Annotated in this window: 20 protein-coding genes and 2 pseudogenes; 13 read left to right on the top strand and 9 right to left on the bottom strand. The window is 69.6% G+C overall.

All coding sequences use genetic code 11. From position 1 onward, the window contains the following. The first annotated feature begins 12 nt into the window (after nucleotides 1-12). Together MLGJGCBP_RS36265 and MLGJGCBP_RS36260 are read left to right on the top strand one after the other, a co-directional pair. The gene (locus tag MLGJGCBP_RS36265; protein ID WP_160101960.1) at nucleotides 13-1,359 is read left to right on the top strand and encodes a 3-oxoacyl-ACP reductase; all 1,347 of its coding nucleotides are present in this window, start codon (nucleotides 13-15) and stop codon (nucleotides 1,357-1,359) included. Then, nucleotides 1,359-2,222 (top strand): MaoC/PaaZ C-terminal domain-containing protein, encoded by an 864-nt coding sequence (locus MLGJGCBP_RS36260; protein ID WP_160101958.1) that lies wholly within the window; start codon nucleotides 1,359-1,361, stop codon nucleotides 2,220-2,222. The genes MLGJGCBP_RS36265 and MLGJGCBP_RS36260 overlap by 1 nt, the downstream gene beginning before the upstream one ends. A gap of 48 nt (nucleotides 2,223-2,270) precedes the next feature. Here the strand turns inward: MLGJGCBP_RS36260 and MLGJGCBP_RS36255 are convergent, their stop codons facing one another. Both MLGJGCBP_RS36255 and MLGJGCBP_RS36250 read right to left on the bottom strand, forming a co-directional pair. Next, nucleotides 2,271-2,870, bottom strand: coding sequence for a TetR/AcrR family transcriptional regulator (locus tag MLGJGCBP_RS36255; RefSeq protein WP_005243713.1), 600 nt, complete (start codon nucleotides 2,868-2,870; stop codon nucleotides 2,271-2,273). Between the two features lie 104 nt (nucleotides 2,871-2,974). Continuing rightward, the gene (locus MLGJGCBP_RS36250) at nucleotides 2,975-4,156 is read right to left on the bottom strand and encodes a glycoside hydrolase family 3 N-terminal domain-containing protein (protein WP_160101984.1); all 1,182 of its coding nucleotides are present in this window, start codon (nucleotides 4,154-4,156) and stop codon (nucleotides 2,975-2,977) included. 118 nt (nucleotides 4,157-4,274) lie between these two features. On the opposite strand from MLGJGCBP_RS36250, the gene MLGJGCBP_RS36245 reads away from it, so the two are divergent. The 4 genes from MLGJGCBP_RS36245 to MLGJGCBP_RS53865 all read left to right on the top strand — a co-directional run bounded on the left by MLGJGCBP_RS36245 (nucleotide 4,275) and on the right by MLGJGCBP_RS53865 (nucleotide 10,525). Continuing rightward, nucleotides 4,275-4,742, top strand: coding sequence for a universal stress protein (locus MLGJGCBP_RS36245; RefSeq protein WP_072947517.1), 468 nt, complete (start codon nucleotides 4,275-4,277; stop codon nucleotides 4,740-4,742). A gap of 30 nt (nucleotides 4,743-4,772) precedes the next feature. Further along, nucleotides 4,773-5,864 (top strand): isochorismate synthase, encoded by a 1,092-nt coding sequence (locus tag MLGJGCBP_RS36240; protein WP_160101956.1) that lies wholly within the window; start codon nucleotides 4,773-4,775, stop codon nucleotides 5,862-5,864. A gap of 127 nt (nucleotides 5,865-5,991) precedes the next feature. Beyond that, nucleotides 5,992-6,165: a DUF2613 domain-containing protein gene (locus MLGJGCBP_RS36235; protein WP_072947516.1), complete on the top strand. Its 174-nt coding sequence runs from the start codon at nucleotides 5,992-5,994 to the stop codon at nucleotides 6,163-6,165. A gap of 46 nt (nucleotides 6,166-6,211) precedes the next feature. Next, nucleotides 6,212-10,525 (top strand): alpha-(1->3)-arabinofuranosyltransferase, encoded by a 4,314-nt coding sequence (locus tag MLGJGCBP_RS53865; protein WP_160101954.1) that lies wholly within the window; start codon nucleotides 6,212-6,214, stop codon nucleotides 10,523-10,525. Between the two features lie 23 nt (nucleotides 10,526-10,548). On the opposite strand, the pseudogene MLGJGCBP_RS36225 reads toward MLGJGCBP_RS53865, so the two are convergent. Further along, nucleotides 10,549-11,604, bottom strand: a pseudogene (locus tag MLGJGCBP_RS36225) (acyltransferase family protein); the annotation flags it as partial. Between the two features lie 220 nt (nucleotides 11,605-11,824). Between MLGJGCBP_RS36225 and MLGJGCBP_RS36220 the strand changes: the two are divergent. Then, the gene (locus tag MLGJGCBP_RS36220) at nucleotides 11,825-12,979 is read left to right on the top strand and encodes a DUF3068 domain-containing protein (protein ID WP_160101952.1); all 1,155 of its coding nucleotides are present in this window, start codon (nucleotides 11,825-11,827) and stop codon (nucleotides 12,977-12,979) included. Nucleotides 12,980-13,090: 111 nt separating this feature from the next. Here the strand turns inward: MLGJGCBP_RS36220 and MLGJGCBP_RS36215 are convergent, their stop codons facing one another. Next, nucleotides 13,091-14,290: a polysaccharide biosynthesis protein gene (locus tag MLGJGCBP_RS36215; protein WP_160101950.1), complete on the bottom strand. Its 1,200-nt coding sequence runs from the start codon at nucleotides 14,288-14,290 to the stop codon at nucleotides 13,091-13,093. 62 nt (nucleotides 14,291-14,352) lie between these two features. Between MLGJGCBP_RS36215 and MLGJGCBP_RS36210 the strand changes: the two genes are divergently transcribed. Beyond that, on the top strand, nucleotides 14,353-16,074 hold the full coding sequence (locus MLGJGCBP_RS36210) for a hypothetical protein (protein ID WP_160101948.1): 1,722 nt from the start codon (nucleotides 14,353-14,355) through the stop codon (nucleotides 16,072-16,074). Here MLGJGCBP_RS36210 and MLGJGCBP_RS36205 read toward each other — a convergent pair. Next, nucleotides 16,015-17,235 (bottom strand): glycosyltransferase family 4 protein, encoded by a 1,221-nt coding sequence (locus MLGJGCBP_RS36205; RefSeq protein WP_160101982.1) that lies wholly within the window; start codon nucleotides 17,233-17,235, stop codon nucleotides 16,015-16,017. The genes MLGJGCBP_RS36210 and MLGJGCBP_RS36205 overlap by 60 nt on opposite strands. Nucleotides 17,236-17,409: 174 nt before the next feature. Here MLGJGCBP_RS36205 and MLGJGCBP_RS36200 point away from each other — a divergent pair, with 174 nt between their 5' ends. The 5 genes from MLGJGCBP_RS36200 to MLGJGCBP_RS36180 all read left to right on the top strand — a co-directional run bounded on the left by MLGJGCBP_RS36200 (nucleotide 17,410) and on the right by MLGJGCBP_RS36180 (nucleotide 22,924). After that, nucleotides 17,410-18,165, top strand: coding sequence for a class I SAM-dependent methyltransferase (locus tag MLGJGCBP_RS36200; protein ID WP_160101980.1), 756 nt, complete (start codon nucleotides 17,410-17,412; stop codon nucleotides 18,163-18,165). Nucleotides 18,166-18,167: 2 nt separating this feature from the next. Then, entirely contained in the window at nucleotides 18,168-19,055 is an 888-nt protein-coding gene (locus MLGJGCBP_RS36195) for an ROK family protein (RefSeq protein WP_160101946.1), read from the top strand. 80 nt (nucleotides 19,056-19,135) lie between these two features. After that, nucleotides 19,136-20,305, top strand: a complete 1,170-nt coding sequence (locus tag MLGJGCBP_RS36190; RefSeq protein ID WP_160101944.1) for a phosphotransferase family protein — start codon at nucleotides 19,136-19,138, stop codon at nucleotides 20,303-20,305. Next, entirely contained in the window at nucleotides 20,302-21,447 is a 1,146-nt protein-coding gene (locus MLGJGCBP_RS36185) for a hypothetical protein (protein WP_160101942.1), read from the top strand. Before MLGJGCBP_RS36190 ends, MLGJGCBP_RS36185 begins: the two co-directional genes overlap by 4 nt. 28 nt (nucleotides 21,448-21,475) lie before the next feature. Continuing rightward, nucleotides 21,476-22,924 carry an aldehyde dehydrogenase gene (locus MLGJGCBP_RS36180; RefSeq protein ID WP_160101940.1) on the top strand — a complete coding sequence of 483 codons (1,449 nt, stop codon included), beginning with the start codon at nucleotides 21,476-21,478 and terminating at the stop codon, nucleotides 22,922-22,924. Between the two features lie 68 nt (nucleotides 22,925-22,992). On the opposite strand, the gene MLGJGCBP_RS36175 is transcribed toward MLGJGCBP_RS36180, so the two are convergent. The 4 genes and pseudogenes from MLGJGCBP_RS36175 to MLGJGCBP_RS36160 all read right to left on the bottom strand — a co-directional run. Then, a complete protein-coding gene (locus MLGJGCBP_RS36175; protein WP_236581567.1) occupies nucleotides 22,993-23,493 on the bottom strand; it encodes a hypothetical protein in 501 nt (166 codons plus the stop codon). 152 nt (nucleotides 23,494-23,645) lie between these two features. Further along, nucleotides 23,646-25,475 (bottom strand): phosphoenolpyruvate carboxykinase (GTP), encoded by a 1,830-nt coding sequence (locus tag MLGJGCBP_RS36170; protein ID WP_160101938.1) that lies wholly within the window; start codon nucleotides 25,473-25,475, stop codon nucleotides 23,646-23,648. 273 nt (nucleotides 25,476-25,748) lie between these two features. Beyond that, nucleotides 25,749-26,060: a DUF6802 family protein gene (locus tag MLGJGCBP_RS36165; protein ID WP_087555008.1), complete on the bottom strand. Its 312-nt coding sequence runs from the start codon at nucleotides 26,058-26,060 to the stop codon at nucleotides 25,749-25,751. Nucleotides 26,061-26,165: 105 nt separating this feature from the next. Next, nucleotides 26,166-26,864, bottom strand: a pseudogene (locus tag MLGJGCBP_RS36160) (hypothetical protein); the annotation flags it as partial.

The raw sequence follows: 26,864 nt of genomic DNA, 5'->3' as shown, positions 1-26,864 counted from the left end.
GAAGGTAGGACCGTGGCAGCCAGCAAGGGAGCTCCCGACCTCTATTCCCAGTTCCTCTCATCCGCACCCGGCGCGTTCATCGCGGCGAAGGCGGGACTGCCGCGGCCCGAGAACCTGCGGCGATACAAGCACGGCGAACCGGCGCTCGCCGGCCCGGTCCTGATCGGCGGCAAGGGCCGCCTCGTCGAGCCGCTGCGCGAACTCCTGTCCGACTACCCCGCCGCGGGCGCGGGCGACGACCGGTACGGCGCCCTGGTGTTCGACGCCACAGGCATCGGTTCGGTCACCGAACTCGAGCAGCTGTTCGAGTTCTTCCAGCCGGTGATCCGCAACCTCGCACCGTCCGCGCGCGTCGTCGTCATCGGAACGACGCCCGAGGAGACGTCCGGCGTCGACGAGCACATCGCCCAGCGCGCGCTCGAGGGCTTCACCCGCAGCGTCGGCAAGGAGGTCAAGCGCGGCGCCACCGCTCAGCTCGTCTACGTCTCGCCGACGGCCTCCACCGGACTGTCGGGTCTCGAATCCACGCTGCGCTTCCTGTTGTCGGCCAAGTCCGCGTTCGTCAGCGGCCAGGTCATCCGCGTCGGGTCCGAGGATTCGGTCGCGCCCGCCGACTGGGACAAGCCGCTCGACGGGAAGGTCGCCATCGTGACCGGTGCGGCACGCGGCATCGGCGCGACCATCGCCGAGGTCCTCTCCCGCGACGGCGCGCACGTCATCTGCGCCGACATCCCGGCCGCCGGTGAGGCACTGTCCGAGACCGCCAACAAGGTCGGCGGCACCTCCCTCGCCCTGGACGTGACCGCGGACGACGCCGGCGACAAGCTCGCCGAGTTCGTCCTCGAACGGCACGGCGGCGCCGACATCATCGTCCACAACGCCGGCATCACCCGCGACAAGACTCTCGCCAACATGGACGAGGGCCGCTGGAACATGGTGATCGGCGTGAACCTTCTTGCACCGCAGCGCATCACCGATGCGCTCGTCGCCAAGGGTGTGCTGAAGGAAGGCGGCCGCGTGATCGACGTCTCCTCCATCGCCGGCATCGCGGGCAACCGGGGCCAGACCAACTACGGCACCTCCAAGGCCGGTGTCATCGGACTCGTGCAGGCGTCCGCGCCGGTGCTCGCGAAGAAGAAGATCACCATCAACGCCGTCGCCCCCGGTTTCATCGAGACGGCGATGACGGCGGCGATCCCGTTCGCCACGCGCGAGGCCGGGCGTCGCATGAGTTCGCTGCTGCAGGGCGGCGAGACCGTCGACGTCGCCGAGACGGTCGCGTACTTCGCGAGCCCCGCGTCGAACGCCGTCACCGGCCAGATCGTCCGCGTCTGCGGCCAGAGCCTGCTGGGCGCCTGATGCCGGGCAAGGTCGTGCAACTCACGGAGAAGCCGGGCACGCTCGACATCTACGCCCGCGCCGTGCGCAGCGCGCTGCCGGTCATCGGAGCGAGCGGGGACAGCGCCCCGGACACGACGCTCGTCCTGAACGGCGTGCACGTGGATCCCGACAACCTGGCGGCGTACGACCGGGTGACGGGGCTGCGGTTCGGCGACACCCTGCCGCTCACGTACCCGTTCACGCTGGTGTTCCCGGTGGTGATGAAGCTGATGGTGTCCGAGGGTTTCCCCTTCCCCGCCATCGGTTCCGTGCACGCGGAGAACGTCATCGAGCAGTTCCGCCCGATCTCGGCGGTCGAGCCTCTCGACGTGTCGGTACACGCGGAGAATCTGCGTGAGCACCGCAAGGGGCTGCTCATCGACGTGATCAGCGAGATCAGGGTCGGACGCGAACTGGTGTGGAAGCAGACGTCGACGTTCCTGCGTCAGCAGAAGACGTCGCTGTCCGGCCAGCCCGGCCCCGAGCCGAAAGCCGAGGAGGAGCCGCCGCGTCCGCTGCGGACGTTGCGGGTCGATCAGAAGACGATCGGCAAGTACGCGGCCGTGTCCGGCGACCGGAATCCGATTCACGTGTCGACGTTGGGCGCCAAGGCTTTCGGGTTCCCGAAGACCATCGCGCACGGCATGTGGAGTGCGGCCGCGGTCCTGGGGTCGGTGGAGGGCCGGATACCGGACGCCGTCACGTACAGCGTGCGCTTCGGCAAGCCGATCCTGCTGCCGTCCACGCTGAACGTGTACGCCGATCGAACCGCCGACGGCTGGGATCTGTCGATCAAGCACCCGAAGAAGGGGTACCCGCACCTCACCGCGACACTGCGCTGACGGCGGCGATCGGGACGCTCGTTCGATCTGACCGAACGAGCGTCCCGTTCACTCCGGCTTCTTCTTGCCCGCGAGGCCGCGCCACGCCAGCGACTCCAGCAGGTCGGCGGCGGCGTCGACCTCGATCTCGCCGCCTGCGACCCGGTCTGCCACAGCCTCACCGGCCCCGACCAGGGCTATGGCGATCAGTTCGAAATCCTGGCCCGGCTCCGGGTCCTTGGTGCTGGACTCGAGCAAGTGTGCGGTGAGTTCGATCAGCCGGTCGCGGCTCGACTGCACCGAGCCGACGAACGCCTGCTGCCCCATCGCCTGGCGGTACAGCACCATCCACGACTTACGGTGTTTGCCGACGAACCCGAGGAACCCCTCGAGCGCACGGCGCAGTTGCTCGCGCGGGCTCAGCCCGGGATCGCCCGCCGGTGCGAGCGCCTCGACGAAGCGCAGCCCCTCCCGCTGGATGCAGGCCGCGAACAGTTCGTCCTTGGAGCCGTAGTAGAGGTACAGCATCGGCTTCGAGATTTCTGCCTTGGCCGCGATCGCGTCCATCGACGTCTCGTGAAAACCTCTGTCGGAGAAGACGTCGACGGCAGCGTCGAGCATCTGCTGCTCGCGCACTGCGCGCGGCAGTCGCTTGGTGCCGCCGGCCATACGGTCCTCCATCATCGTCGAACCCGCTATCTTACTCTACGGTAATAAAGCAGGCTCGACCGGCGGACGAGAAGAATACCAGCACCCCGTCGCCGCACCGCGCACTAGCAGGCCAGAGCGCCCTTCGCCCGCGCGACCGTCAGCACCGCGTCGTCGACCCGCTGCTGCGGCAGCTTGCCCGAGGCCACAACGCTTTCGAGGTGGTCGAGGACCCGCGGGACGTCGTCGGTGGTGAGCCACAGCGCGACGTCGACACCGGATTCGAGTGCCGTCTCGACAGCCTCCGTGATGTCGTAGCGGTCGGTGATGGCCTGCATGCCGCTGAGGTCGTCGGTGAAGATCGGGCCGGTGAACGGCGGTGCACCGTAGCCGGTGCCGCCGCGCAGCAGGGCCACTGCATCGGGGCTGATGCTGGCGGGGATTCCCGGCGCCGTCAGGCCGGGCACCTCGAGGTGGCCGAGCATGACGCCGACACCAGTCGACACCAGGTTCCGGAACGGGACGAGGTCCTTGGTCTGCAACTGCTCGAGCGGCGGGGTGGTGACGGCGCCGGTGTGGGAGTCGCCGGACGCGGATCCGTGACCGGGGAAATGCTTGATCACCGGCAGGATTCCCGCGTCCCGCATGCCGCGCGCGTACGCGTCGGCATAGCGGGTGACGACGGCGGGATCGTCGGAGTAGGAGCGGTCACCGATGACGCTGTCGTCGGGCTGACTGCTGACGTCGACGTCGGGCGCGAAGTTGACGGTGACCCCGAGGTCCTTCAGTCCGCGCCCCCGCTCGAGCGCCATCTGATAGGTCTGTTCCTCCGTCATCGTGGCCGCGGTCTGCCGGGCGGAGGGATCGGCGCCGAGCAGGTTCTCGACGCGCGACACCCGCCCGCCCTCCTCGTCGATCGTCACCATCAGCGGCAGCGACGACGCCGAGGCCACCTGGGGAACCTCATGGTTCGCGAGCATGGTCTCGTCGGTCCAGCTTCCGATGAAGATGCCACCGACCTGCTCGTTGCGGACCACCTGGGCGGCGTCCGCGGTGCCGGTCACACCCACGTTCAGCAGCTGAGCGAGCTTGCGCCGCAACGGCAACGACTGCAGGAACTGCGTCTCGCACGACACCGGCGCGGCGGCGGGCGCTGCGGTGCCGGTGTGCGACGCGGGCTCGACGGAGGACGGGGACGGGGACGGCGTCGCCGAGGACGACTCCGCGACCGTCTCGCCACCACCCGACGAACATCCGGCGACGAGGCCGGTACAGGCTGCGAGCGCGAGGGCATACTTGATCCGCATGGGTTCGACGGTAGCCCAGTTCGCCACTGATACTCCCGCGGCAGGCCCCGAATCGACGACCACTGCCGCCCGTCTTGGTAATCTGGACACAGAGGAAACCCGTACTCAGGAGGTCGTGGTGCCCGGTGGTTTGATGTTGATCGCCTACGACGGCTCCGACAACGCGAAGCGCGCCGTGGAGTGTGCAGGACGATTCCTCGCCTCCAATCGCGCTGTGCTGGTGACGGTGTGGGAGCCGATGGTCCGTCAGGCCGCGCGCATGTCGGGACTGTCCGGCGTGATGCAACCCGAGTGGGTGCCCGACGAGGAGACCGAGGACGTCGCGTTCTCCGACGCCAAGGTCACCAACGAGGAGGGCATCCTGCTCGCCGAGGCCGCCGGGCTCACCACCGAGGGTCGGTGCATCGAGTGCACCAGCACGATCTGGACGGCGATCGTCGAGACTTCGGACGAACTGGCCGTCGACATCATCGTCACCGGCACCCGGGGCACCACCGGCCTGCGGTCCCTGCTGCAGAGCAGTGTCGCCGACCACGTGTTGCGGCACAGTCACCGCCCGGTGCTGATCGTGCCTCCCGGGAAGTAGTGGCGGCGCCCGACTACTGTCGGGTGCACCATGGACGGCTTCCTTCTCTCACGCGCCGATCGGACGCTGCGCACGTCCGGAGTGCGGCACGGATACGACACCGCGGCCGCCGCTGTTGCCGCCCTCGCGAACGGTGACACCGGACTGATCGTCGGGGCACTGCCGTTCGATCCCGCACGGCCCGCCGCGCTGACCGCCCCGGAATCGTGGAAGTTCACGGACGGCCCGTGGCGGCCCGGCACCGTCGCCGCACTCCCCTCGGTGCGCGTCGTTCGGCAGGTCCCCGAACCCGCCGAGCACGTGGCCCGCGTCCGGTCCCTCGTCGACCGACTGCGCGAAGGCACCCTCGGCAAGGTGGTGGCCGCACGCAGCGTCACCCTCCGCGCCGACGCCCCCATCTCCACAGAAGCGTTGGCCGCACGGATGATTCACCAGAATCCCACCGCCAACGGGTTCGCCGTCGACCTGTCCGCGGCGGGCGACGGCTTCCGCGGCCGCAGCCTCGTTGGTGCCAGCCCCGAAGTCCTGCTCAGCAGGCGCGGCCGGCGCGTCACCTGCCGGCCCCTCGCCGGAACCGCGCCGCGGCGCGCCGACCCGGAGGCCGACGAGAAGGAAGGCCGGGGCCTGCTGGAGTCCACGAAGAACCTGGCCGAACACGCCTTCGTGACGGCGTGGATCCGGGACGTTCTGGCGCCGCACTGCACCGAGTTGACGGTCCCGGAGTCCCCGGTGCTGACGAGCACGCACGAGGTGTGGCATCTGGCGACTCCCATCGAAGGCGTGCTGCGCGAGGAGTCGACGGACGCCCTGAGCCTGGCGGTACTGCTGCACCCGACGCCCGCGGTGTGCGGCACCCCCACCGACGCGGCCCTGGCGACCATCCGGGACGTCGAGGAGGATCGGCGGTTCTACGGCGGCGCCGTCGGGTGGTGCGACGGCGCCGGTGACGGCGACTGGGTGGTGGCCATCCGCTGCGCCGAGATCGCCGCCGACGGACTCGAGGCCCTGGCGACCGCGGGCGGGGGCATCGTCGCCGAATCAGACCCGGAGTCCGAACTCGACGAGACGACGACCAAACTGCGCACCCTGCTCCGGGCGCTGGGTGTGCAGCAGAACCCCTGAACTGCGGAAACGGCGGCCCCCGAGCACCAATCAGCAGTTCGGCGGCCCACGGGTGATACCTTGACCCGAGCAATTCGTACGCGGGAGTAGCCGTGTGCGTCGATGGCACGACGGTGGGAGATGTCAGATGGGGAAGTTCCTTGTGCCCGGTGTGGTCAGCGCCGTGGTCGGTGTCGCCCTCGGCACCGTGGCGACGCTCGGCATCACCGCAGCCGCACAGGACAACACGCGTCCCGAGGTCGACCGGAGCGGCAACGCGGATTCCTCACTTCTGAACCAGGTTGAGTACGGCAGCCGCTGAGAGCGCCGGCTCAACAAGTTCCCGCACTTCCCCCGAGTCGGCGGCCATGTCGTCCATGGCGCCCTCGGCGGAGCCTCTGTCGCGGCGGTGGCTGTTCGGCGCCTCTGTCGTAGCGTTCCTTCTCGCATTTCTCCAAACCCCCGGCCGGCTCGCCGCCGACACCAAATACGACCTGTCCCAGAATCCGATCGGCTTCCTGGAACGGGCGTCCCATCAGTGGAGCAGCCAGGCCCCCATGGGCCAGGTGCAGAACCAGGCCTACGGGTACTTCTTCCCGCACGGCGCATTCTTCGCGCTCGGCGACATCCTGAGCGTCCCGGCGTGGATCACCCAGCGGGTGTGGTGGGCGCTGCTGCTCGTCGCCGGATTCTGGGGCATCGTCCGCCTCGCCGAGGCGCTCGGCGCCGGTAGCCGCTCGTCCCGCGTCATCGCCGGAATCGCGTTCGCGTTCTCCCCCCGCGTCCTCACCACCCTGGGTTCGATCTCGTCGGAAACCCTCCCGATGATGCTGGCGCCGTGGGTTCTTCTCCCCGTCGTTGTCGCCCTCTCCCACGTGAGTGGCAAAGCGTCCCGGGACACACATTGGCGCTCACCTGCACGGCTGGCGGCCCAATCGGCCCTGGCCGTCGCGCTGATGGGTGCGGTCAACGCCGTCGCGACCGTGGCGGCGTGCCTCGTCGCAGGCCTGTGGTGGATCTCCCACCGCCCCAACCGTCGGTGGTGGACGTTCACCGCGTGGTGGTTCCCGTTCCTGGCGCTGGCCACGCTGTGGTGGATCGTGCCGCTGCTGCTGCTCGGCAAGGTGAGCCCGCCGTTCCTCGACTACATCGAATCGTCCGGGGTGACCACGCAGTGGACGTCCCTCGCCGAGATCCTCCGCGGCACCGACAGCTGGACGCCGTTCGTGTCCCCCGAGCGCATCGCGGGCGCGGTCCTCGTCACCCAGCCCGCCGCGGTCGCCGCGACCGGGCTCATCGCCGCCGCCGGGCTCGCCGGACTGTGCATGCGGTCGATGCCGGCCCGCGGTCGCCTCACCCTGATCCTGTTCGTCGGGGTCACCGGACTCGCCGCCGGGTACATCGGCGAACTGGGTTCCCCGTTCGCCGAGCAGGTGCGACTGTTCCTCGACTCCACCGGGGCGCCCCTGCGGAACGTGCACAAACTCGAGCCGCTCGTCCGGCTCCCGCTCGTGCTCGGGCTGGCGCATCTCCTGGCGAAGGTGCCACTGCCGGGGTCCGTGCCGTTCGCGCGGTGGCGCAGCGCGTTGGCGCACCCCGAGCGCGAACCGATGGTCGCGGTGACGAGCCTGGTGCTGGTCGCCCTCACCCTCGCGACGTCGCTGGCGTGGACCGGCAAACTCGCACCGCGCGGCACGTACACCGACGTCCCCGACTACTGGCAGCAGGCCGCGTCGTGGCTGGAGGACAACGCCGGGGGCACCAGCCCCGACGGTTCCGACGCGGAGCGCGCGCTCGTGGTGCCCGGCGCACCGTTCGGCAGCCAACTCTGGGGGCTCACCCGCGACGAGCCGATGCAGGCGCTGGCGTCCACGCCGTGGGCGTCCCGCGACGCCGTCCCGCTCACCCCGCCCGGCACCATCCGGGCGATGGACTCGATCCAGCGGTTGATCGCCGACGGCCGGCCCTCGGACGGCATGGCGCAGACCCTGCTCGGCCAGGGCATCCACTACCTCGTCCTCCGCAACGACCTCGACCCGGAGACGTCGCGGTCGACGCGACCGCTGCTCGCGCACCAGGCCGTCACCGGGTCTCCCGGATTCACCCGGGTCGCGGACTTCGGAGAGGACATCGGGCCCGGCGACGTCGAGGGCCTGGTGATCGACAGCGACCTTCGGCCCCGATACCCGGCCATCGAGATCTTCGCGGTGTCGACGCCGGACGGATCGCCCACGACGAGCGGTCCGTACACCGCGGACGTCGACGGCATCCCCCGCGTGCAGGGCGGTCCGGAATCGCTGCAGCGCCTGCGGGAGAACGGCGCCCTGCCCGGAACCGGACCCGTCCTGCTGGCCGCGGACGCGAAGCGCGCCGGACTGCCCGTCGACGACGTCACCGTCACGGACACACCCCGGGACCGCGAAACCGATTACGGCCAGGTCGACAATCACAGTTCGGCGCTGCGCACTCCGGACGATGCGCGCCGCACGTTCAATCTCGTCCCCGACTATCCGGTGGCGGACACCCCGCTGGTCGAGGGCCGGTGGGAGGGCGCGACGCTGAGCGTGTCGAGTGCGGCGTCCGACGCCACCCAACTCGGTGGCTCCTCCCCCGCCAGCAGTGCCGCCGCGACCGTCGACGGCGACCCGGCGACGGGCTGGTTCAGCAACGGCATCGAGCGGGCGCTGGGCCAGTGGCTGCAGATCGACTTCGACACCCCGCTCACCAGTTCGCTGCTGCACATCACGACCAGCCCGGCCGCGATCGGCGCTCCCGTCCGCTGGATGGAGGTGTCGACGCCCAACGGCAGCACGGCCGTGAAGGTGGACGCGCCGGGCAAACCGATCGCCGTGTCGGTTCCCGGAGGTGTCACCCCGTGGGTGCGGATCACCGCGACCCGCACCGAGAATGGTTCCGCGGGAACCCAGTTCGGTATCAGCGAGGTGTCGGTCGAGGACTTCTCCCAGCGTGACGCCCCGGTCACCGTGCCGATCCGGTACCGGACGGTGCTGCCACCCACCCCTGCGGGCGCGTCCGTCGCGGGTTGGGATCTCAGTCAGGAACTCCCCGGCCGCAACGCCTGCGCGGACGCCCCGGACCGGGTGCGGTGCAGCAACGCCTTGGTCCTGCCGCCCGAGGAGGTCGGCACGTTCGAGAGAACGCTGTCGGTGCCCGAACCGACCGCGGTGACGCCGCAGCTCACCCTGCGGGCCCGGCAGGGTGCACCGCTGGAAGATGTTCTCACGCAACGAGATCGGCCGTCCGCCCACGGAACCAGCAACATCACCGACCTGCGCGGCTCGGCGTTCGCCGCCACCGACAACGATCCGCGCACCAGCTGGTCGGCGAAACAGGACACCACCAGCGGCAAGGGCGCGAAACCGACCCTCACGATCGATCTTCCCGAACCCACGCTCGTCACCGGCCTGCAGCTCACGCCCAGCCGGGGTGCCGTGCCCGCCGCCCCCGATCGGGTCGCCGTCGACCTCGGGAACGGACCGCAGGTGCGCGACGTGGACGAGGCCGACGGGACCGTCACCGTCGAACCCCGGGTGACCGACCGGATCGTGCTCAGCCTCGTGTCCTGGAAGAGCACCCTCGACCAGAACGCGCTCGGGTTCGCCCAGCTGCAGCCCGCCGGACTCGCCGAGGTCGGGGTGCTGGGCGAGGACGGCGTCCTGCTGCCCGGCTCGGGTCCGGTCGACAATGCCGGGGACCGCCCCGTCACGGTGCCGTGCGAGGAGGGGCCGGTCGTGTCGATCGGCGGAGTGCCGGTTCGTACGAGCGTCACCGCAACCGCCGGGCAATTGCTTTCGGGCGACCCGGTTCCCGCGACCCTCTGCAACAGCCCCGGCCCCGTTCCGCTGGCGGCGGGATCGCAGGACGTGACCGTCGAACCGGGGTCGGCGTTCTTCGTCGACAGTCTGCGCCTCGACGCCGGACCACAGGCGCAGGCCGTTCCGACCGAGCAGGTGTCGACCACCGCGTGGACCGAGAACCACCGGGAACTCACGGTTGCCCGCTCGGACACCGAGCGCCTCGTCGTCGTCCCCGAGAGCACCAACGTCGGCTGGGTGGCCACCGCCCCGGACGGCAGCGAACTGACGCCGGTCGTCGTCGACGGCTGGCAGCAGGGATGGATCCTGCCCGCGGGAACCGAGGGGACGGTGACCCTCGACTTCCCCACCGACCACTGGTACCGGCTGGGGATCTTCGGCGGCCTGCTGCTGCTGATCCCGTTGCTTGCCGCCGCGCTGTGGCCGCGTCGCGCCCGTGAGCGCAATCCCGGTCCGGCACCCCGGACCTGGGGCAGCGCGACGGTCGGGTGGTTGGGAATCCTCGCCGCCGCCACCGTGATCGGTGGTCCCGTGGGCGCGGTGACGACGGTCGTGGCGACGCTGCTGGCCGTGGTCCTGATCCGGCTACGCGGAACCGTCACCACCGCGCGCGTGCTGGTGGGGGTCGCCGGGGCGTCGGCGATGCTCGGCATCGCGATGCTCTCGACCGGGCCGTGGCGCGCGCCCGGCGGGTACGTCGGTCACTCGTTCCTCGTTCAGTTCCCGCTGCTGCTCGCGCTCGTCGCGACCGGGCTCGCCGTGCTGCCGCTCGGACGTTCGGCGTTGCTGGCGCGCGCCTCCCAGCGCTTGACGGCGCGGCGCGCCGGTTCCTCCACCAACGCGTAACTGGCCGACGCGACCGCGACGCTCAGCGCCGTCGTCAGGAACAGGATGTAGACGAAGTGGCCAGTGAACGGAACGAGCCCGAACACCGGGAAGACGATGGACAGCACCGCGAGGTGCCAGATGAAGATGCCGTACGACCAGCGGCCCACGGCGAGCGCGAGTGGGCTCGCGAGGTAGCGGTGGGTGGACGTGTCGGACAGCACCAGCGGAGCCATCAACGCGAAACTGATGACGGCGCCGAGCGCCATCTTGACGGCGTACTGCCACGGTTCGGGACGCACCAGCCCCTCCGGCCCGGCCAGGTCGGTCGCCGTGAGCGCGAATGCCCCTGCGGCGACGAGAAACATCCGGATGCGGTGATGCGCCCAGCGATGCATCCGCCCGGGCGGGCTCACCGCCAGTTCGGCCAGCAACATCCCAGCGCCGAACCAGGGCAGGTACCCGGGCAGCCAGTTGTCGTGGTGGATGCCGCCCGGGGTCGAGATCGGCACGAACGCCCACGTCAGGCTCACCGCGATCAACGCGAGGATCGCCGGAACACGCAGCCGCGCAGCCGGACCCCGCAACCGGACCAGCGCGAACGCCAGCAGCGGAAGCACCAGGTAGAAGGCCACCTCCACCGACAGACTCCACATCTGGGTCAGACCGGCGGTGAGTGTGAGGGGCACGAACACCTGCACGAGACCGAGATTCGCCCACCACGTGCGGTAACTCGCGTTGGCGGTGGGCAGGAACGTCAACACCACGGCCACGGCGACCCAGTACGCCGGCAGGATGCGCGTCGCCCGCGAAATCCAGTACCGGATGACACTCGGGGCGGAACCCATCCCCCGCGCCGCCCCGGCATGGCTGCGCCACAGCAGGAATCCCGACAGCGCGAAGAAGACCGCCACCGCCAGATCGAATCGTCCCCAGATACGGCCGAGGACCGGCACATGCGTCGCGCCCGTCTGGAACGCGACGTGCGTCACGAGCACCCCCAGCGCCGCGAGACCGCGCATCCCCTCCAGGGCGGGAACGAAACTGCGCGGAGCAGCGGTCGCTGCGGGCGCGGGCGAGATCGTGGCCGAGGTGCTCATCACCAACAGTGTGCCTGGTCCGGGCGCTGTGACGGAAAACTCCGTCCCCGTCACTTCGCTGCGGAACGGCCGGTGCGTTTACTATCCGATGGGGCAAATGCGCATTCGAGACTGTTAGTGTTTTGCCTCACGTGGTGTCGATGTGGGCTCCATGCGATCCGTGCAGCCGTGCTGCCGGTGGGGGAATCTCAATCGACAGAATTGGGTTAGGAGAGAAAGCATGGCGGAGCGCTCAGGGCCGAGCCGGATACTTGCTTGCATTCTGGTGGGCCTCGGTGCCTTCCTCTTGGCCGTCGCCATTCTCATTCCCACCTACACGGTGGGCAAATTGGCGAAGACGCCGTTGGACCTCGAAGTGACCACGATCGCCGAAGGTTCCGGCAGCGTGCTCAACTCGCAGTCTCTTCTCGCAGGCAAGGCCGAAGTCAACACGAACGTTCCACTGGTGTCACAGCGTTACGTCACCACCGAGGACCCCGCGAACGCGGACGTCGTCACTCTCCAGGCGGGGCAGACGCTGCGGCGCACCGACAAGCAGGGCGACACCGGACTGCTGTCCGCGATCGTCGACCGCAACACCGTCGACCGCAAGACGTCGATGCCGACCAACGACCCGGTGGGCACCATCCAGACACAGCCCAACCAGCCTGCCGAGGAAGTTCCGCGCGACGGACTGCAGTACAAGTTCCCGTTCGATTCGAAGAAGCAGAGCTACCCCTACTTCGACCTGAACGCGCGCGCCACCCAGGACATCGACTTCGTCGAGGAGACGGAGATCAACGGCCTGAAGGTGTACCACTACAGCCAGACGATCGCCCCCGTCGACCTGTCGAAGGTCGTCAACTCGCCCACCAACAAGCTGACGCTGCCCGCCGAAGCCTGGGGCGTCCCCGGTGGCACCCTCCCCGTCACGATGACCCGCTGGTACACCAACGTGCGTGACCTGTGGGTGGAGCCCGAGACCGGTGTCGTCGTCAAGGGCCAGGAGCAGCTGCACCAGTACTACGCCCGCAACAAGGACAAGCCGGAGATCGACGTCCTGAAGGTGGAACTGCCGTTCAACGAGCAGACCATCGAGTACCAGGTCCAGCAGGCCAAGGACGGCATGGACAAGCTCAGCACGTTCGGTCGCACCGTGCCGATCATCGCCGGCGTCCTCGGTCTCATCGCCCTGATCGCCGGATTGTTCCTCGGTCTGCGCGGCGGCAAGGGCAAGCAGCCCGCACCGGCCGACGGTGGCGACTACCCGCAGAGCGGCGGTGGACGCCACGTCGACCTGGGCAAGTCGGAGGCTCCCACGGAGCAGCACGACTGGACGACGGACAAGACGGAAGAGATTCCCGTCGCGGATCCGCGCCGGTACGACGAGCGGTAGAGCATTACAGTCGGACGCCACGTAGTCCGGTGCGAAGGGGACCTCGGTATCTCACCGAGGTCCCCTTCGTCGTGTCAGGGCGTGTCGGGGTCCTGTCGGACCGGACCGATGTCAGATAGTCCGGGGTGCGTCACGCCGCGCGCTGCGCACGGCGAAGAGACTCGCGACCAGGGCGGTGCTCGACGCGACCGTCACGGCGACGGCGATGAACTCGCCGATCGTGGACGCGAGGGTCAGCATGGCGGTCATCTCGACGGCCAGCCCGATCCAGGCGATGACGGCGAGGTGCGTCCGCTCCCCCGCGATGGCGGACAGCAGGGCACTCTGCAGGACGGCCAGGCACGCGCCGTGCAGCGCGAACATCCACAGCAGCGACTGCACGGGCCGGTACGCGTCGCCGACGAGGAGCGGGACGAGGGGGGCGGCCACCGCAACGCCCGCGACGAGCACCGCGCCGAGTCCGACGAGGACGGCGAGCGCCGAGCGGATCGCCTGGGCGGAGTGCGCGGGATTCGCCATCCGCGGGTAGAGCACCACCCCGACGGCCTGCGGCAGCCAGAACGCGGCCTTCGTGGCGACGGCACCCAGCGCGTACAGACCTGCATCGTCGTTGCTGAGCACGATGCGGGCGATCACGAGGTCCATGGACGACAGCGCGATCAGCGCCAGTTGCACCTGCGACGCCTTCAGCACGGCCGCGACGCCGATCCGGGTGCTCGACTCCCCGGTGATGCCGGAATCGGCGAACAGTCGCGCGCACAGGGCCACCAGGCCGGTGCCGACCGCGCTGGCGGCGAGGGCGAGTCCCGGCCCGGCGCCGACGGCGAGCACCACGACCGCGGGAACGACCTTCGCGATACCGGCTCCGGCGAGGACGACGCTGAGCGGACCGAACCGGGCAGCGCCCTGCAGCAGTCCCTGTTCGGTGGCGAGCAGGACGAGGACGGGAGCCGTGACGAGCGCCGAGAACGTGGCAAGCATGCCGGTGTCGAGAGCCCACGACACGAGTGGTGCGAGCAGCATCGCCGCGACCGCGACGATCAGCGCGCAGCGGTACCCCAGCAGCCGAAGCGCGTGGGCGCCCTTGCCCCGGACCACCTCGCGGGCGACGACGGTCTGCAGTGCGAGCGCGGGGACGGCGAGGACGAGTTGGGCGGCCAGCAGACTCGCGAACTCCCCGTAGCCGGCGGGGCCGAGCCAGGCGCTCGCTGCCCACGCAAGCAGGTAGGACGCGATATTCGCGGTCATCGAGCCCGCCGTCACCATCGTCACCCCGGCGACCGCCGAGCTGGTGAGGGTCTGGCGTGGCATTCGCCCATGATGCACTACGTGCCGTGCGGGCCGGGTCGATGCACCACGTATCGTGACGGCCCATGACCGTCCGGCGCCGAGCACCGTTCGTGGCGGCGGTCTACAGCCTCGTCCTGGCGTTACTCGTCCTCGGTCCGCTGCTCGGCCCCGGTTACCTGCTGCTGCGTGATGCGGTGAGCACTCCCCGCTCGTATCTCACGGACTCGGCGCTCGGTCTCACGGATGCCGCCGCGCGGGCGGTGCCGCAGGACGCTCTCCTTGCCGCGCTGAGCACGTTCGTCGACGGCGGCCTGGTGGTGAAGGCGATCCTGCTGCTCGCGCTGTGGGCGGCGGGTTGGGGCGCGGCCCGCATGGTCCGGACCGTCCTGCCGACCGCCGGGCTCGGACCGCAACTCGTGGCCGCGACGGTGACGGTATGGAACCCGTACGTCGCCGAGCGACTGCTGCAGGGTCACTGGAGTCTGCTGACGGGGTACGCGGCGCTGCCGTGGACGGTGTGCGCGGCCGTCGCGATCCGGCGGGGCCGGGGCCGGGGGTGGTTCGCGCTCGCGGCCTGCCTCGCCGCGGCTGGTCTGACCCCGACCGGGGTGTTGCTCGCGGCAGTCACGGCGGTGGCCGTCCTCGCCTGCCCGGGTGGACGTTCCCGCCGGTGGCGGCGTCTGACGGGTGCGCTGGGCCTGTTCTTCGCCGCGAGCGCGCCGTGGCTGGTGGCCACGGCCCTGTCCGGCGGCGGTGGGGACGGCTCCGATCCGGCCGGGGTCGCGGCGTTCGCGGCCCGCGCCGAGCCGGGACTGGCGACGCTCGGCAGTCTCGCCGGGCTCGGCGGCGTGTGGAACGAGACCGCCGTCCCGCAGACCCGGACCACGCTGTTCGCCGTGGTGGGAACGGTCCTGCTGCTCGGTGTCGTGCTGTGTGGCCTGCCCGCGCTGTGGCGGCGGCGACGGCATCCGGCGGTGGCCGCGCTGACCGTGCTCGCACTGCTCGCGGTGCTGCTGCCCACGCTCGGCGCGACGGCGTGGGGTCTCGACGCGGGCCGCTGGTCGGTGCAGCACATCCCTGGCGCCGGGTTGCTCCGGGACGCGCAGAAGTGGGTGGCGCTCGCGGCGCCGCTGTATGCGCTCGCCGCTGCGGCCGCCGTGCTGAGGCGCCCCGTCACCTGGTCGGTCTCGGCAGTCCTGATCGTGCTGCTCGCCCTCCCCGACCTCGCGTGGGGCGTCGGCGGCGCCCTGCGCCCGGTCCACTATCCGCCGTCGTGGCAGCAGGTGGCCTCCCAACTGGACAGCGACCCGAACAGCGGGGACGTCGCAGTCCTGCCCACCGGCATGTTCCGCAAGTTCCCCTACAGCAGTTCCGCTCCCGTCCTGGACCCCGCCCCGAGAATGCTGCCGGAGGACGTCCTGCAGACCGGCGAGCTGGTGGTGGCCGGCGGCAGCGTCGAGGGCGAGGGGTCCCGGGGGCAGCAGGTCGAACGGGTGCTGCTCACCGGCGGTTCCGCCGCCGATCTCGCGGCGCTGGGCGTCCGATGGGTTCTGGTCGAGCGCGACACGCCCGGACCGCGCGGCGAATCCGCGACCACCCTGGCCGGTCTGGAGCGGCAGTTCTCGGACGAGCATCTGGAGCTGTACCGCGTCGACGGCGACGTCGCGCCGCACGAGGCGTCCGCACGGGCGCGCGCGACGGTGGTCGCGGCCCACGTGCTGTGGGCGATGCTGCTGGCAGGCGGTCTACTCGGCGCTGGCGCGCTCGAGGCCCGGACGCGCCGGCGCCGGCGACACCAAACCTGACGTGCGCAGGCCCGCGGCCGTGCCCGCCAGTACCTCGTGGACGCCGTTCCCGGTGTGCTTCCAGGAGAACTCACCGGCCCGGACGCGTGCCTTCTCGCCGAGCACCGTGCGGGTCTCGGGCTCGAGCAGGAGCGTCTTGACCGCCGCGGTCAGGTCGGCGACATCGGCCGTCGCCGCTTCCGCCTTGCCGACCAGAACCCCGGTCACGCCGTCGACGATCGAATCCGTCAACCCTTTGGAGCTGCGGTAGCCGACGGTCGGGACGCCGTGCTGCGCGGACTCGATGACGGCCAGACCCCAGCCCTCCTTGCGGGACGGCATCACGTGCACCCAGGACTGCGACAGCAACTGGTGTTTGCGGGTCTCGTCGACGTGCCCGTGGAACGTGACGGCGTCGCCGATGCCCAGCTCGTGCGCGCGGTCGCGGAGGTTCTGCTCCCACCAGCCGCCACCGATGACGTCGAGATGCACGTCGGCGATAGTGGGGCGCAGGGCGGCCACGGCCTCGAGGGCGTCCTCGATCTGCTTGTGCGGCACGAGCCGTGACAGCACGCACACACTGGGGTGCGCGGTCCTCGTGCCCGCGCCGCCGATCTCCACGTCGAGGGGGATGTCGTCGGCGCCGTTGCGCACCACCGCGATCCGCTCGCGCTCCACTCCCAGTTCGACGAGTTCGTCGGCCGACGGCAGCGACACGGTGAGGTACTGGTCGTCGCGATGCGTGCGCGGCGACAGCCGGGATTCCACCCACCAGCCGATCTTGCCCATCAAGCGGCCCGCCACCGGCCACTGCTCGCGGTGGCAGTGATGGACGAGCAGCGTCACGGGTGCGCCGGCGACGACGCGGGAGAAGAACGGGATGCCGTTCTGGGTGTCGATGACGGCGTCGGGCCGGATGCCGCGGAGCGGCCCGAACCCGAGCCGTCCGGCGGCGATCGCGGCGAGGGCGCGGGGGTAGACGCTGTACCGTCCGCCCGCCCGGCTGATCTCGATGCCGTCGACGGTCTCCTTCTTGGCGGCGCCGCGGTAACCGGCGGTGCGGAGAGTGACCTTGATGCCCCGCGCCGCGAGTTGCGCGCCGACCTCCTCGAGGTACCGCTCACTGCCGCCACCCTGCGGGTGACCGGTGTCGCGCCAGCAGAGCAGCAGAACCTCTCGCACGTTCATGAACTCCTGTGGTCGGTGCGGTACTCGTGGTCTCGGGGCGGGACGTTCCGCGCGGTAGTCCCCGAACACCCTATCGGTCGCATTCCGCCGGATGTTGCAGCCACCACGCACGGATTGCCGTCCCGCGGGCTGCACTCGCTAAGGTTCAGTCTCGTGACGACGCCTCCCGTGACCCGGCGATTCGGTCGACGGGCAACCCTGAAGAGGTCGTTCGGCCTGCTCAGCGACTTCCGGCACGAACAGACCGCGCCCGACCTGTTCTACGGCGCCCTCGCCCGCGACTCCGTCGAACTGATCGGCGACCTGTGGGGCGGTCTGACCGACGCGGATCTCACCGGTACGACGGTCCTCGACGTCGGCGGCGGCCCCGGCTACTTCGCGGACGTGTTCCAGCAGGCCGGCGCCCGGTACGTTCCCGTCGAACCGGATCCGTCCGAGATGCACGCCGCTGGGCTCGCCGTGGGCGGCGCGGTGCGTGGGTCGGGGCTGGCGCTGCCGTTCCGGACGTCGTCGGTGGACATCTGCTTCTCCTCCAACGTCGCCGAACACGTCAGCGAACCGTGGGCAATGGCAGAGGAGATGATCCGCGTGACGAAGCCCGGCGGTCTGATGGTGCTGTCGTACACGTTGTGGTGGGGCCCGTTCGGCGGTCACGAGACCGGGCCGTGGCATGCCCTGGGCGGCGAGTACGCCGCCCGGCGCTACCTGCGCAAGAATGGCCGCGATCCCAAGAACCGCTACGGTGTGTCCCTGTTCAAAGTGGGTGCGACCGAAGGGCTTCGGTGGGCTCGGCGCACCCCGGACGCGGACCTGCTGGCCGCCTTCCCCCGCTATCACCCGCGCTGGGCGTGGTGGATGGTGCGGGTTCCCGGAGTGCGCGAGTTCCTGGTGAGCAACCTCGTTCTCGTGATGCGGAAGCGCTGACCGTGGTCGCGCTGGCACTCGACATCGGAGGCACCAAGATCGCCGCCGGGATCGTCGACGCGCACGGTTCGGTGCCGCATCCCGCGACCACTCCCACGCCGGCGATCGGAGTCGCGGACGCGTGCGCCGCGCTGCTGCGGAAGGTCGCGGGAGACGCGAAGATCACGTCGGTCGGCATCGCGTGCGCGGGACCGGTCGACACGGTCGCCGGCACCGTGTCACCGATCAACATCGCGGAGTGGGCGGGCGGATTCGGCCTGGGCGGCGCGGTGCAGGAACTCTTCCCGGGTGTCCCCGCGCGACTGGCGATGGACGGCGCCGCGGCCGCTCTCGGCGAGCATCGTCACGGTGCCGGTCGAGGCGCCCCCGACCTGCTGAGCCTCGTCGTGTCCACCGGCATCGGCGGCGGGGTGGTCCTCGGCGGCCGCATCGCCACCGGCCGGACCGGCAACGCGGGACACATCGGTCACATGGTGGTTCCCGGCGGGACCGACCCGTGCACGTGCGGCGGGGTCGGGTGCCTGGAGACGGTCGCCAGCGGACCGTCGTCCGTGCGCTGGGCACGCTCCCGCGGATGGCGCGGGACGACGGGCGTCGAACTGGCGCGGGCCGCCGCGGATGGTGACGAGGTCGCGGTGGCCGCCCTCGACCGCGCGGGGACCGCGCTGGGGCAGGCCATCGCGTCGGCCGCGGCCCTCCTCGACGTGGATCTCGCGGTGATCGGCGGCGGATTCGCGCAGGCCGGGCCGCCGTTGTGGGAACCGATGCGCCGGGCCGCGGCCCGTCACGCCCGGTTGTCCTTCGTCGCCGATCTGCGGGTGGTGCCCGCGGAACTCGGCGCCTCGGGCACGCTCGCCGGGGCGGCAGTCCTGGCCGGCGGCGACGGCTGACGCAGCGGAATCTCCTCACCTGTTCCGAAATTCTGTAACGTGTTCTAGTGTTCAGGGTCACACCACGTTCAGGAGAGGAGGTGACCGTGAGCACGAGCGCAACCCGATCTGCCGACGACTCCGATCACCGATCCGAAGTTGCCAGGCCCAGTGACTCCCGTCGCGATCCGGAGGTGCTGCGGGAGGCGCTGCAGCGCTGGCTGGCCGCGCAAGTGCCGGCCGACGCCGCACCCGAAGTCACGCACGTCCATCTCCCCGACGCCAACGGGATGTCGAGCGAGACCATCCTGTTCGACGCCACCTGGTCGGGCGAAGTGCACCCACTGGTCGCACGCGTCGCGCCCGCCGACACGACGATGCCCGTCTTCCCCGACTACGACCTCGACGGACAGTTCCGGGCGATGACGCAGGTCCGGGAGCACTCCGCCGTCCCGGTCCCGGTCGTCTACTGGTCCGAACCCGACCCCGGACCCCTGGGCGCCCCGTTCTTCGTCATGGCCCGCGTCTCGGGGCAGGTCCCGCCGGACGTGATGCCCTACAACTTCGGGTCGTGGGTGACGGAGGCGACCGAGGAGCAGCGTGCGGTTCTGCAGCACAGCGCCGTGAATGTGCTTGCGCAACTGCACGACATCGACCGGCCGTGGGAGCGGTTCGCGTTCCTGCGACTGCCCGGCGCCGGCCCCACCGTCACCGAGGCGCTCGCCGCGCACCTCCGGCAGCAACGCGACTACTACGAATGGACGACCCAGTCGGGTCCTCGGTCCCCGCTGATCGAACGCGGCTTCGCGTGGATGGAGGAGAACCTCCCCGACGACTCCTCCCCCGCCGTCTTCTGCTGGGGCGACGCCCGCATCGGCAACATGATGTTCGAGGACTTCCGGCCCGTGGCCGTACTCGACTGGGAGATGGCCACGCTCGGGCCCCGCGAACTCGACCTGGGCTGGATGACGTACCTGCACCGGTTCTTCGAGGACATCGCCGCGTCCGCCGGACTCGACGGGATGCCCGACTTCCTGCGCCTCGACGACCTCGCCGCCCTGTACGAGGAACTTACGGGCCACACGCCCCGCGATCTCGAGTACTACACCGCCTACGCGGCCCTGCGGCAGGCCACGATCATGCTGCGGATCCAGGAGCGCGCCATCCACTTCGGTCAGGCCGTCGCCCCCGAGGATCCGGACGACATGATCATGCACCGGGCCTCGCTCGAGGCGATGCTCGACGGCACGTACTGGGAGAAGATCCGATGACCGCCGACTACGCCGGAAACCCGCTGTCCCCGATGGACGACTACCCCATCCATCAGGTGGCCGAACCCATCCGGCGCGTCGCGACGTCCGACCGCAACTTCTACGACCGCTACTACTTCAACTGCTATCCCTCCGACGAATCCGACCTGTTCCTCATCATCGGTCTCGGCCAGTACCCCAACCTCGGGGTCACGGACGCGTTCGCCGTGCTCCGCCGCGGCGACGACCACATCGTCGTCCGCGGGTCGGCGGCCCTGTGCCACGACCGCTCCGAGAGCACCGTCGGTCCGTTCCGCGTCGAGGTCCTCGAGGGGCTGCAACGCCTGCGCGTGGTGCTCGCACCGGGCGACTACGACCTCTCCTTCGACCTCACCTTCGACGGCGCGATCCCCGCGACGCTCGAGCCCCGCCACTTCCGCAGGCAACTCGAGCGCGTCACCTTCGACACCAGCCGCTTCGTCCAGACCGGCACCTGGGCAGGCGAACTCATGATCGACGGCGAGTCCCGCCCCGTCACCCCCGACACCTGGCGCGGCAACCGCGACCGGTCGTGGGGAGTGCGCCCCGTCGGCGAGTCCGAGCCTCCCGGACGGCGGGCGGTCGACGGGATTCAGAACTTCTTCTGGATCTACTCGGTGATGCAGTTCGACGACTGTGCCGTCTCCGTCGTCCTGCAGGAGGACGAACTCGGCAGGCGCATCGTCGAGGAGGCCGTCCGCATCTGGCCGGACGCCGACCGCGAACCCGAATGGCTGGGCCGGCCCGAACACGAGCTGAAATTCGAGCCCGGCACGCGGGACGTCACGTCGGCGTCGCTGAGTTTCCACCGGCCGACGGGCGAGGTCGTCACCGTCACCTGCGACCTGCTGGTTCCCAACTACATCGGCATCGGCACCGGGTACGGACTCGAAGCCGACTGGCGTCACGGCATGTGGCAGGGCGAACTCGCGGTGCAGGGACTGCGCAAACGGGCGTCCGAGATCGAGCCGGGACTCCGGATGTTCTGCCCCGTCGACAATCTCACCCGATTCCGGCTCGAGGACGGCGGCGAGACCGTCGTCGGGACCGGGCTGTTCGAGGTCGCGGCGATCGGGCCCCACGCACGATACGGATTCGACAGTTTCACCGACACCGCCTCCTGACCGGGGGAACGACACGAGGAATGGACTCATGACCGACTACGACAAGCTCTACATCGGCGGCAAGTGGGTGGCCCCGGCCACCGACCAGGTGCTCGAAGTGTTCTCCCCGGCCACCGAGGAACGCGTCGGCAGCTGTCCCGTCGCGTCGCCTGCCGACATCGACGACGCCGTCGCCGTCGCCAGGCGGGCGTTCGACGAAGGTCCGTGGCCGCAGACCACTCCCGCGGAGCGCGGGGAGATCCTCGCGAAGGCGGCGAAGCTCATCGAGGAGCGCGGCGAGACCCTGAACGCGCTGATTTCGTCGGAGATGGGTCAGCCGCCCGCGATGGTCGGGATGATGCAGCAGACACCGTCACTCGCGACGCTGAACTTCTATGCCGGTCTCGCGAACGAATTCGAGTGGGAGCAGACCCGCACCGGCGTGTTCGGCCAGACGAAGGTGCTGCGGGAGCCGGTCGGTGTGGTGGCCGCGGTCCTCGCCTGGAACGTCCCGCTGTTCCTGGCCGTCAACAAACTGTCCCCGGCACTGCTGGCCGGCTGCACCGTGCTGCTCAAGCCGGCACCCGAATCCCCGCTCTTCACACACGTTCTCGCCGAGATCTTCGCCGAGGCCGGGGTCCCCGAGGGTGTCATCTCCGTTCTGCCCGGCGGCGCCGAGACCGGTGAATACCTGGTCTCGCATCCCGGCATCGACAAGATCACGTTCACCGGCAGCAGTCCCGTCGGCCGCAAGATCGGGGCCATCGCCGCGCAGAACCTCAAGCGCTGCTCCCTCGAACTGGGCGGCAAGTCGGCGGCCATCATCCTCGAGGACGCCGACCTCGCGTCCACGATGCCGATGCTGGTGATGTCCGGGCTGATGAACACCGGGCAGGCGTGCGTCGCGCAGACCCGGATCCTGGCCCCGCGGTCCCGCTACGACGAGGTGCTGGACGCCCTCGTCGCGGGTGCCGGATTCATGGCCGTCGGAGATCCGTCCGACCCGGCCGCGCAACTCGGGCCGCTGATCTCCGAGAAGCAGCGCGACCGCGTCGAGGGTTATATCGCCAAGGGCAAGGAACAGGGCGCCCGCGTGGTGCTCGGCGGCGGCCGTCCGGAGGGCCTCGACAAGGGCTGGTACGTGGAGCCGACCATCTTCGCGGACGTCGACAACTCGATGACGATCGCCCGCGAGGAGATCTTCGGGCCCGTTCTCTCCGTGATTCCCTACGATTCCGAGGACGAGGCGATCAAGATCGCCAACGATTCCGACTACGGCCTCGCCGGTTCGGTGTACACCACCGACATCGATCACGGTCTCGCCGTCGCGAAGCAGATCCGCACCGGCACGTACGCCATCAACTGGTACGCATTCGATCCGGGATCACCGTTCGGCGGTTACAAGGCCTCCGGCATCGGCCGCGAGAACGGACCGGAGGGGCTCGAGGCGTTCTGCGAGACCAAGTCCGTGCTCATGCCGCCCGGCTACACGGGGTAGGCGGCTTCGCCGCCCGTGCGCCTTTCCGGTTGCTCCAGCTACCAGAAAGGCGCACGAGCCCGGAGGGCCTAACTGCCGAACTGCATCCCACCCAACGGACCGCCGACGAGGACGATCTGCGGCATCGTGGTCTGGGGATTGGCGACGGTGGTCAGCGACAGGCATTCGCCGAGGACCGCGTAGGCGCCGTCCGGAAGTTCCGGGGTGGTGAACGTCTTGACCGCGTCGCCGGCGGCGTTCGCGAGGACGCGTTCGATCGGGTTGGTGGCCCACGCGACGAATCCCGGTTCGAGAACGACGGTGGGATCGGCCAGTACCGCGGGCAGCTTGGTGGCGTCGAATGCCACTGCGCCGCAGGACTGTGCGTCCAGCAGATTCAGGACGTTGGGGTTGGTGACGGTGATGTCGAGGGTGCTTCCGTCGACCGCGGTCACCACGGTGGGAGGCTGCACTTCCGTCGCTGCGGAAGCGGTCGCCGGCATGGTCATGGCTACGGTGGCGGCGGCTGCGGCAGCGAGTGCGGCCCCTCCGGCGAGTCGCTTCATGCCCCTGCTGGTCCCTGTCTGCATCTGCAATCCTTTCGTCGCGTGCGAGCTTCGAGAATCGAGGCCTTTACAAACCGAATGGTATGCGTTTACTACGGAAACCTCCCCCGAAACGACGAATGTCACAGTGGTTTAGGAGAACTGAACCACTGTGACATTCGGTCACCGGGGAGGGACTAGCCCAGGCGCTGCTTCAGGGCCTCGAACTCGTCACGGATGCCGGAGGGCACCTTCTCGCCGAGGAACTCGAACCATTCCTCGATGAGCGGCAGCTCCTGCTTCCACTCGTCGACGTCGACCTTGAGCGCCTCGTCGACGTCGTCGGCGTTGACGTCCAGCCCACCGAGCTCCAGATCGGCTGCGGTCGGAACGAATCCGATCGGGGTGGACTCGGCGCCGGCCTTGTGCTCGATGCGGTCGACGATCCACTTCAGCACGCGGGAGTTCTCGCCGAAACCGGGCCACAGGAAGCGGCCGTCCTCGCCGCGACGGAACCAGTTGACGTAGAAGATCTTCGGCAGCTTCTCGGAATCCGCGTGCTTGCCGAGGTTGATCCAGTGGTTCAGGTAGTCACCGGCGTTGTAGCCGATGAACGGGATCATGGCCATCGGGTCGCGGCGGACGGTGCCCACGGCACCCTCGGCGGCAGCGGTCTGCTCGGACGACAGCGTCGCACCGAGGAACGTGCCGTGCTGCCAGTCGAAGGACTCGCTGACCAGCGGAACCGTGGTCTTACGGCGTCCACCGAACAGGATCGCGGAGATCGGCACACCCTGCGGGTCGTCCCACTCGGGGGCAAGGATCGGGCACTGCGACATCGGGGTGCAGTAACGCGAGTTCGGGTGCGCGGCCTTACCGTCCGACTCGGGCGTCCACTCGTTGCCCTTCCAGTCGACGAGGTGCTGCGGGTCTCCCTCGAGGCCCTCCCACCAGACGTCGCCGTCGTCGGTCTGCGCGACGTTCGTGTACAGCGAGTTGCCGGCCTCGAGCGTCTTCATCGCGTTCGGGTTCGACCCGTAGTTGGTGCCCGGCGCGACGCCGAAGAAGCCGTACTCCGGGTTGACGGCGTACAGGCGGCCGTCCTCACCGAAGCGCATCCACGCGATGTCGTCGCCGAGGGTCTCGGCGCGCCATCCGGGGATGGTGGGCTGGATCATCGCGAGGTTGGTCTTGCCGCAGGCGCTCGGGAACGCGGCCGCGATGTAGTACGGCTTGTCCTCCGGGGAGATCAGCTTGAGGATCAGCATGTGCTCGGCGAGCCAGCCCTCGTCGTGGGCCATCGCCGACGCGATGCGCAGCGAGTAGCACTTCTTGCCGAGGAGAGCGTTTCCGCCGTAGCCGGAACCGTAGCTCCAGATCTCGCGGTCCTCGGGGAAGTGGGTGATGTACTTGGTGTCGTTGCACGGCCACGGGACGTCGGCCTGGCCCTCCGCGAGAGGTGCGCCGACCGAGTGCAGCGCCTTCACGAACGGCTTGTCCTTGCCCAGCTTCTCCATCGCGGCCGTGCCCATGCGCGTCATGATGCGCATGGAGACGACGACGTACTCGGAGTCGGTGATCTCGACACCCAGCTTCGGGTCGTCGGCACCGAGCGGGCCCATGCAGAACGGCACCACGTACATGGTGCGTCCGCGCATGCTGCCGCGGTAGAGGTCGGTCATGAGCGACCGCATCTCCGTCGGATCCATCCAGTTGTTGGTGGGCCCGGCGTCGATCTCCTCACGCGAGCAGATGTAGGTGCGGGACTCGACGCGTGCGACGTCCGACGGGTCCGAGTTGCCGACGAACGAGTTCGGCTTCTTCTCGTCGTTGAGTCGCGTGAACGTGCCGGCCGAAACGAGCTGCTCGGTCAGTCGATCCCATTCTGCGTCCGAGCCGTCGGCGAAGACGACGCGGTCGGGCTGAGTGAGTTCGGCAACCTCTCGAACCCAGGCGAGCAGCTCACTGTGCTCCGTGGGGGGCGTGCCGTCAGTTCCGTTCAGACCGGGAATGGTCGCTGAGGTCATCAAACTCTCCTGGGGTGAGCCGGAACCGGACCATCTGCCGTCCGCTGAGAGAACCTCGCAGCGTGTGCCAGACGGTCCGATTTCCCCTCTCGGCGGGGTCCAGCCAGGCCGTCCATGCCACATGGAAGACGCGGGCGCCGGGTGTCCTATCCCTAGAGGTTAACGCCGCGGGTCCCATCTCGGGGAATCGGGTGCGGTTGGAATGGTCACAGAAACGATTCAGTCGCCCTGCCAGGAGCTTTTCCCGCGTCTAGAGTGCGGGTTTCGGGGTGGTCAGCCGTTACCGAGAGTCCCACCATCGGTCTGCTCCCAGTGCACGACGCCGTCGCCGTCGCGGTGAAACTCCCACGACGCGTACTCGCCGTCCTCGTGGATCAACGTCAGATGGTCTGCGTCGCCGTCCGAGTCGAGGTCGGAGGCAATGACGACCGCATCGCCCGCGTCGAAGGTCTGGGTATCGAGAATGCCGTCGCCGTCGATGTCGTGGGTGGGATCGGTGAGCGCGACCGGCCCGGAATCGTGACCGAACGTGTTCGGATCGAGGTCCGGCACGTCCGGGACCAGAAAACTCTCAGTCGTCGCCACCGCGGTCTCCCTTCGTATTTCGGACCAGTTTCCCGCCCAAAACAAGACATATCAAGATATTTCAACACGATCCCACATGAAAGCGGGCGAACAACGGTCGGGCACCTATGTATTCAGACGTTCACCGCGGCGATTCGGTTCCCCGGCCGGCCTGCGGACCTCCTGCAGTCCCCGGTCGACCGCCGCGAGGTCGCGTTCGCAGGACGACAACTGCCCGCTGCGCCGCGCGGCCAGCCGGCGGAGTTCACCGTCTATCTGCGCGACCCGCTCGTCCACCTCCCGGGCGGCGACCCTGCTCTCGGCGATGACCGCCTCACTCCCCCGGGTCTCCGCCGCCAGCAACCGGGCGAGGACGAACTGCTCCCACTGCGACCGCACGTGCACCAGCGCCTCGGTGGCCCACTGCCGCACGTGGGCACGCTCGGCGACGTGCGCGCGCGACCGCGTCAGCCACCACGCCGCGACGGCTCCCAGCGCGAGGGTCAGCGGGATGCTCGCGATGTCGAGGGCGGGCACCATCGACAGCGGCGACACCACCAGCCGGCCCAGACCGAGCCCGGCGGACGCACCGATCAGAATCGTCATCCGGTCCTCCAGCCCGCGGTGCCGCGGTTCCGGCCCGTCCGGCACCACCGGTTCCGGCAGCGGAGCGGCGGCCCCGGGATCGGCGGCGGCGACGCCCGCACGCGACCGCAGGTCGTCGAGGCGCGCGGTCACCGCGGCGTCGACCGCACCGCTTCTCTCGCGCACGATCTCGGCCAGCCGTTCGGGATAGTACGTGAGCCTGCCGCGGTCCGCGCGGTC

Source organism: Rhodococcus sp. T7, assembly GCF_009872365.1.
Taxonomy (GTDB): domain Bacteria; phylum Actinomycetota; class Actinomycetes; order Mycobacteriales; family Mycobacteriaceae; genus Rhodococcus_F.
The sequence above is the reverse complement of the archived record's forward strand: the minus strand, read 5'-3'. Positions and strand labels throughout refer to the sequence as shown.

Excerpts from the sequence above, each read along its gene's own strand:
- MLGJGCBP_RS36170 (WP_160101938.1), bottom strand. The coding sequence starts at position 25,475 with ATGACCTCAGCGACCATTCCCGGTCTGAACGGAACTGACGGCACGCCC.
- MLGJGCBP_RS36240 (WP_160101956.1), top strand. The coding sequence starts at position 4,773 with ATGGACGGCTTCCTTCTCTCACGCGCCGATCGGACGCTGCGCACGTCC.
- MLGJGCBP_RS53865 (WP_160101954.1), top strand. The coding sequence starts at position 6,212 with ATGTCGTCCATGGCGCCCTCGGCGGAGCCTCTGTCGCGGCGGTGGCTG.
- MLGJGCBP_RS36185 (WP_160101942.1), top strand. The coding sequence starts at position 20,302 with ATGACCGCCGACTACGCCGGAAACCCGCTGTCCCCGATGGACGACTAC.
- MLGJGCBP_RS36260 (WP_160101958.1), top strand. The coding sequence starts at position 1,359 with ATGCCGGGCAAGGTCGTGCAACTCACGGAGAAGCCGGGCACGCTCGAC.
- MLGJGCBP_RS36180 (WP_160101940.1), top strand. The coding sequence starts at position 21,476 with ATGACCGACTACGACAAGCTCTACATCGGCGGCAAGTGGGTGGCCCCG.
- MLGJGCBP_RS36250 (WP_160101984.1), bottom strand. The coding sequence starts at position 4,156 with ATGCGGATCAAGTATGCCCTCGCGCTCGCAGCCTGTACCGGCCTCGTC.
- MLGJGCBP_RS36235 (WP_072947516.1), top strand. The coding sequence starts at position 5,992 with ATGGGGAAGTTCCTTGTGCCCGGTGTGGTCAGCGCCGTGGTCGGTGTC.
- MLGJGCBP_RS36255 (WP_005243713.1), bottom strand. The coding sequence starts at position 2,870 with ATGGCCGGCGGCACCAAGCGACTGCCGCGCGCAGTGCGCGAGCAGCAG.
- MLGJGCBP_RS36215 (WP_160101950.1), bottom strand. The coding sequence starts at position 14,290 with ATGCCACGCCAGACCCTCACCAGCTCGGCGGTCGCCGGGGTGACGATG.
- MLGJGCBP_RS36175 (WP_236581567.1), bottom strand. The coding sequence starts at position 23,493 with ATGCAGACAGGGACCAGCAGGGGCATGAAGCGACTCGCCGGAGGGGCC.
- MLGJGCBP_RS36220 (WP_160101952.1), top strand. The coding sequence starts at position 11,825 with ATGGCGGAGCGCTCAGGGCCGAGCCGGATACTTGCTTGCATTCTGGTG.
- MLGJGCBP_RS36210 (WP_160101948.1), top strand. The coding sequence starts at position 14,353 with ATGACCGTCCGGCGCCGAGCACCGTTCGTGGCGGCGGTCTACAGCCTC.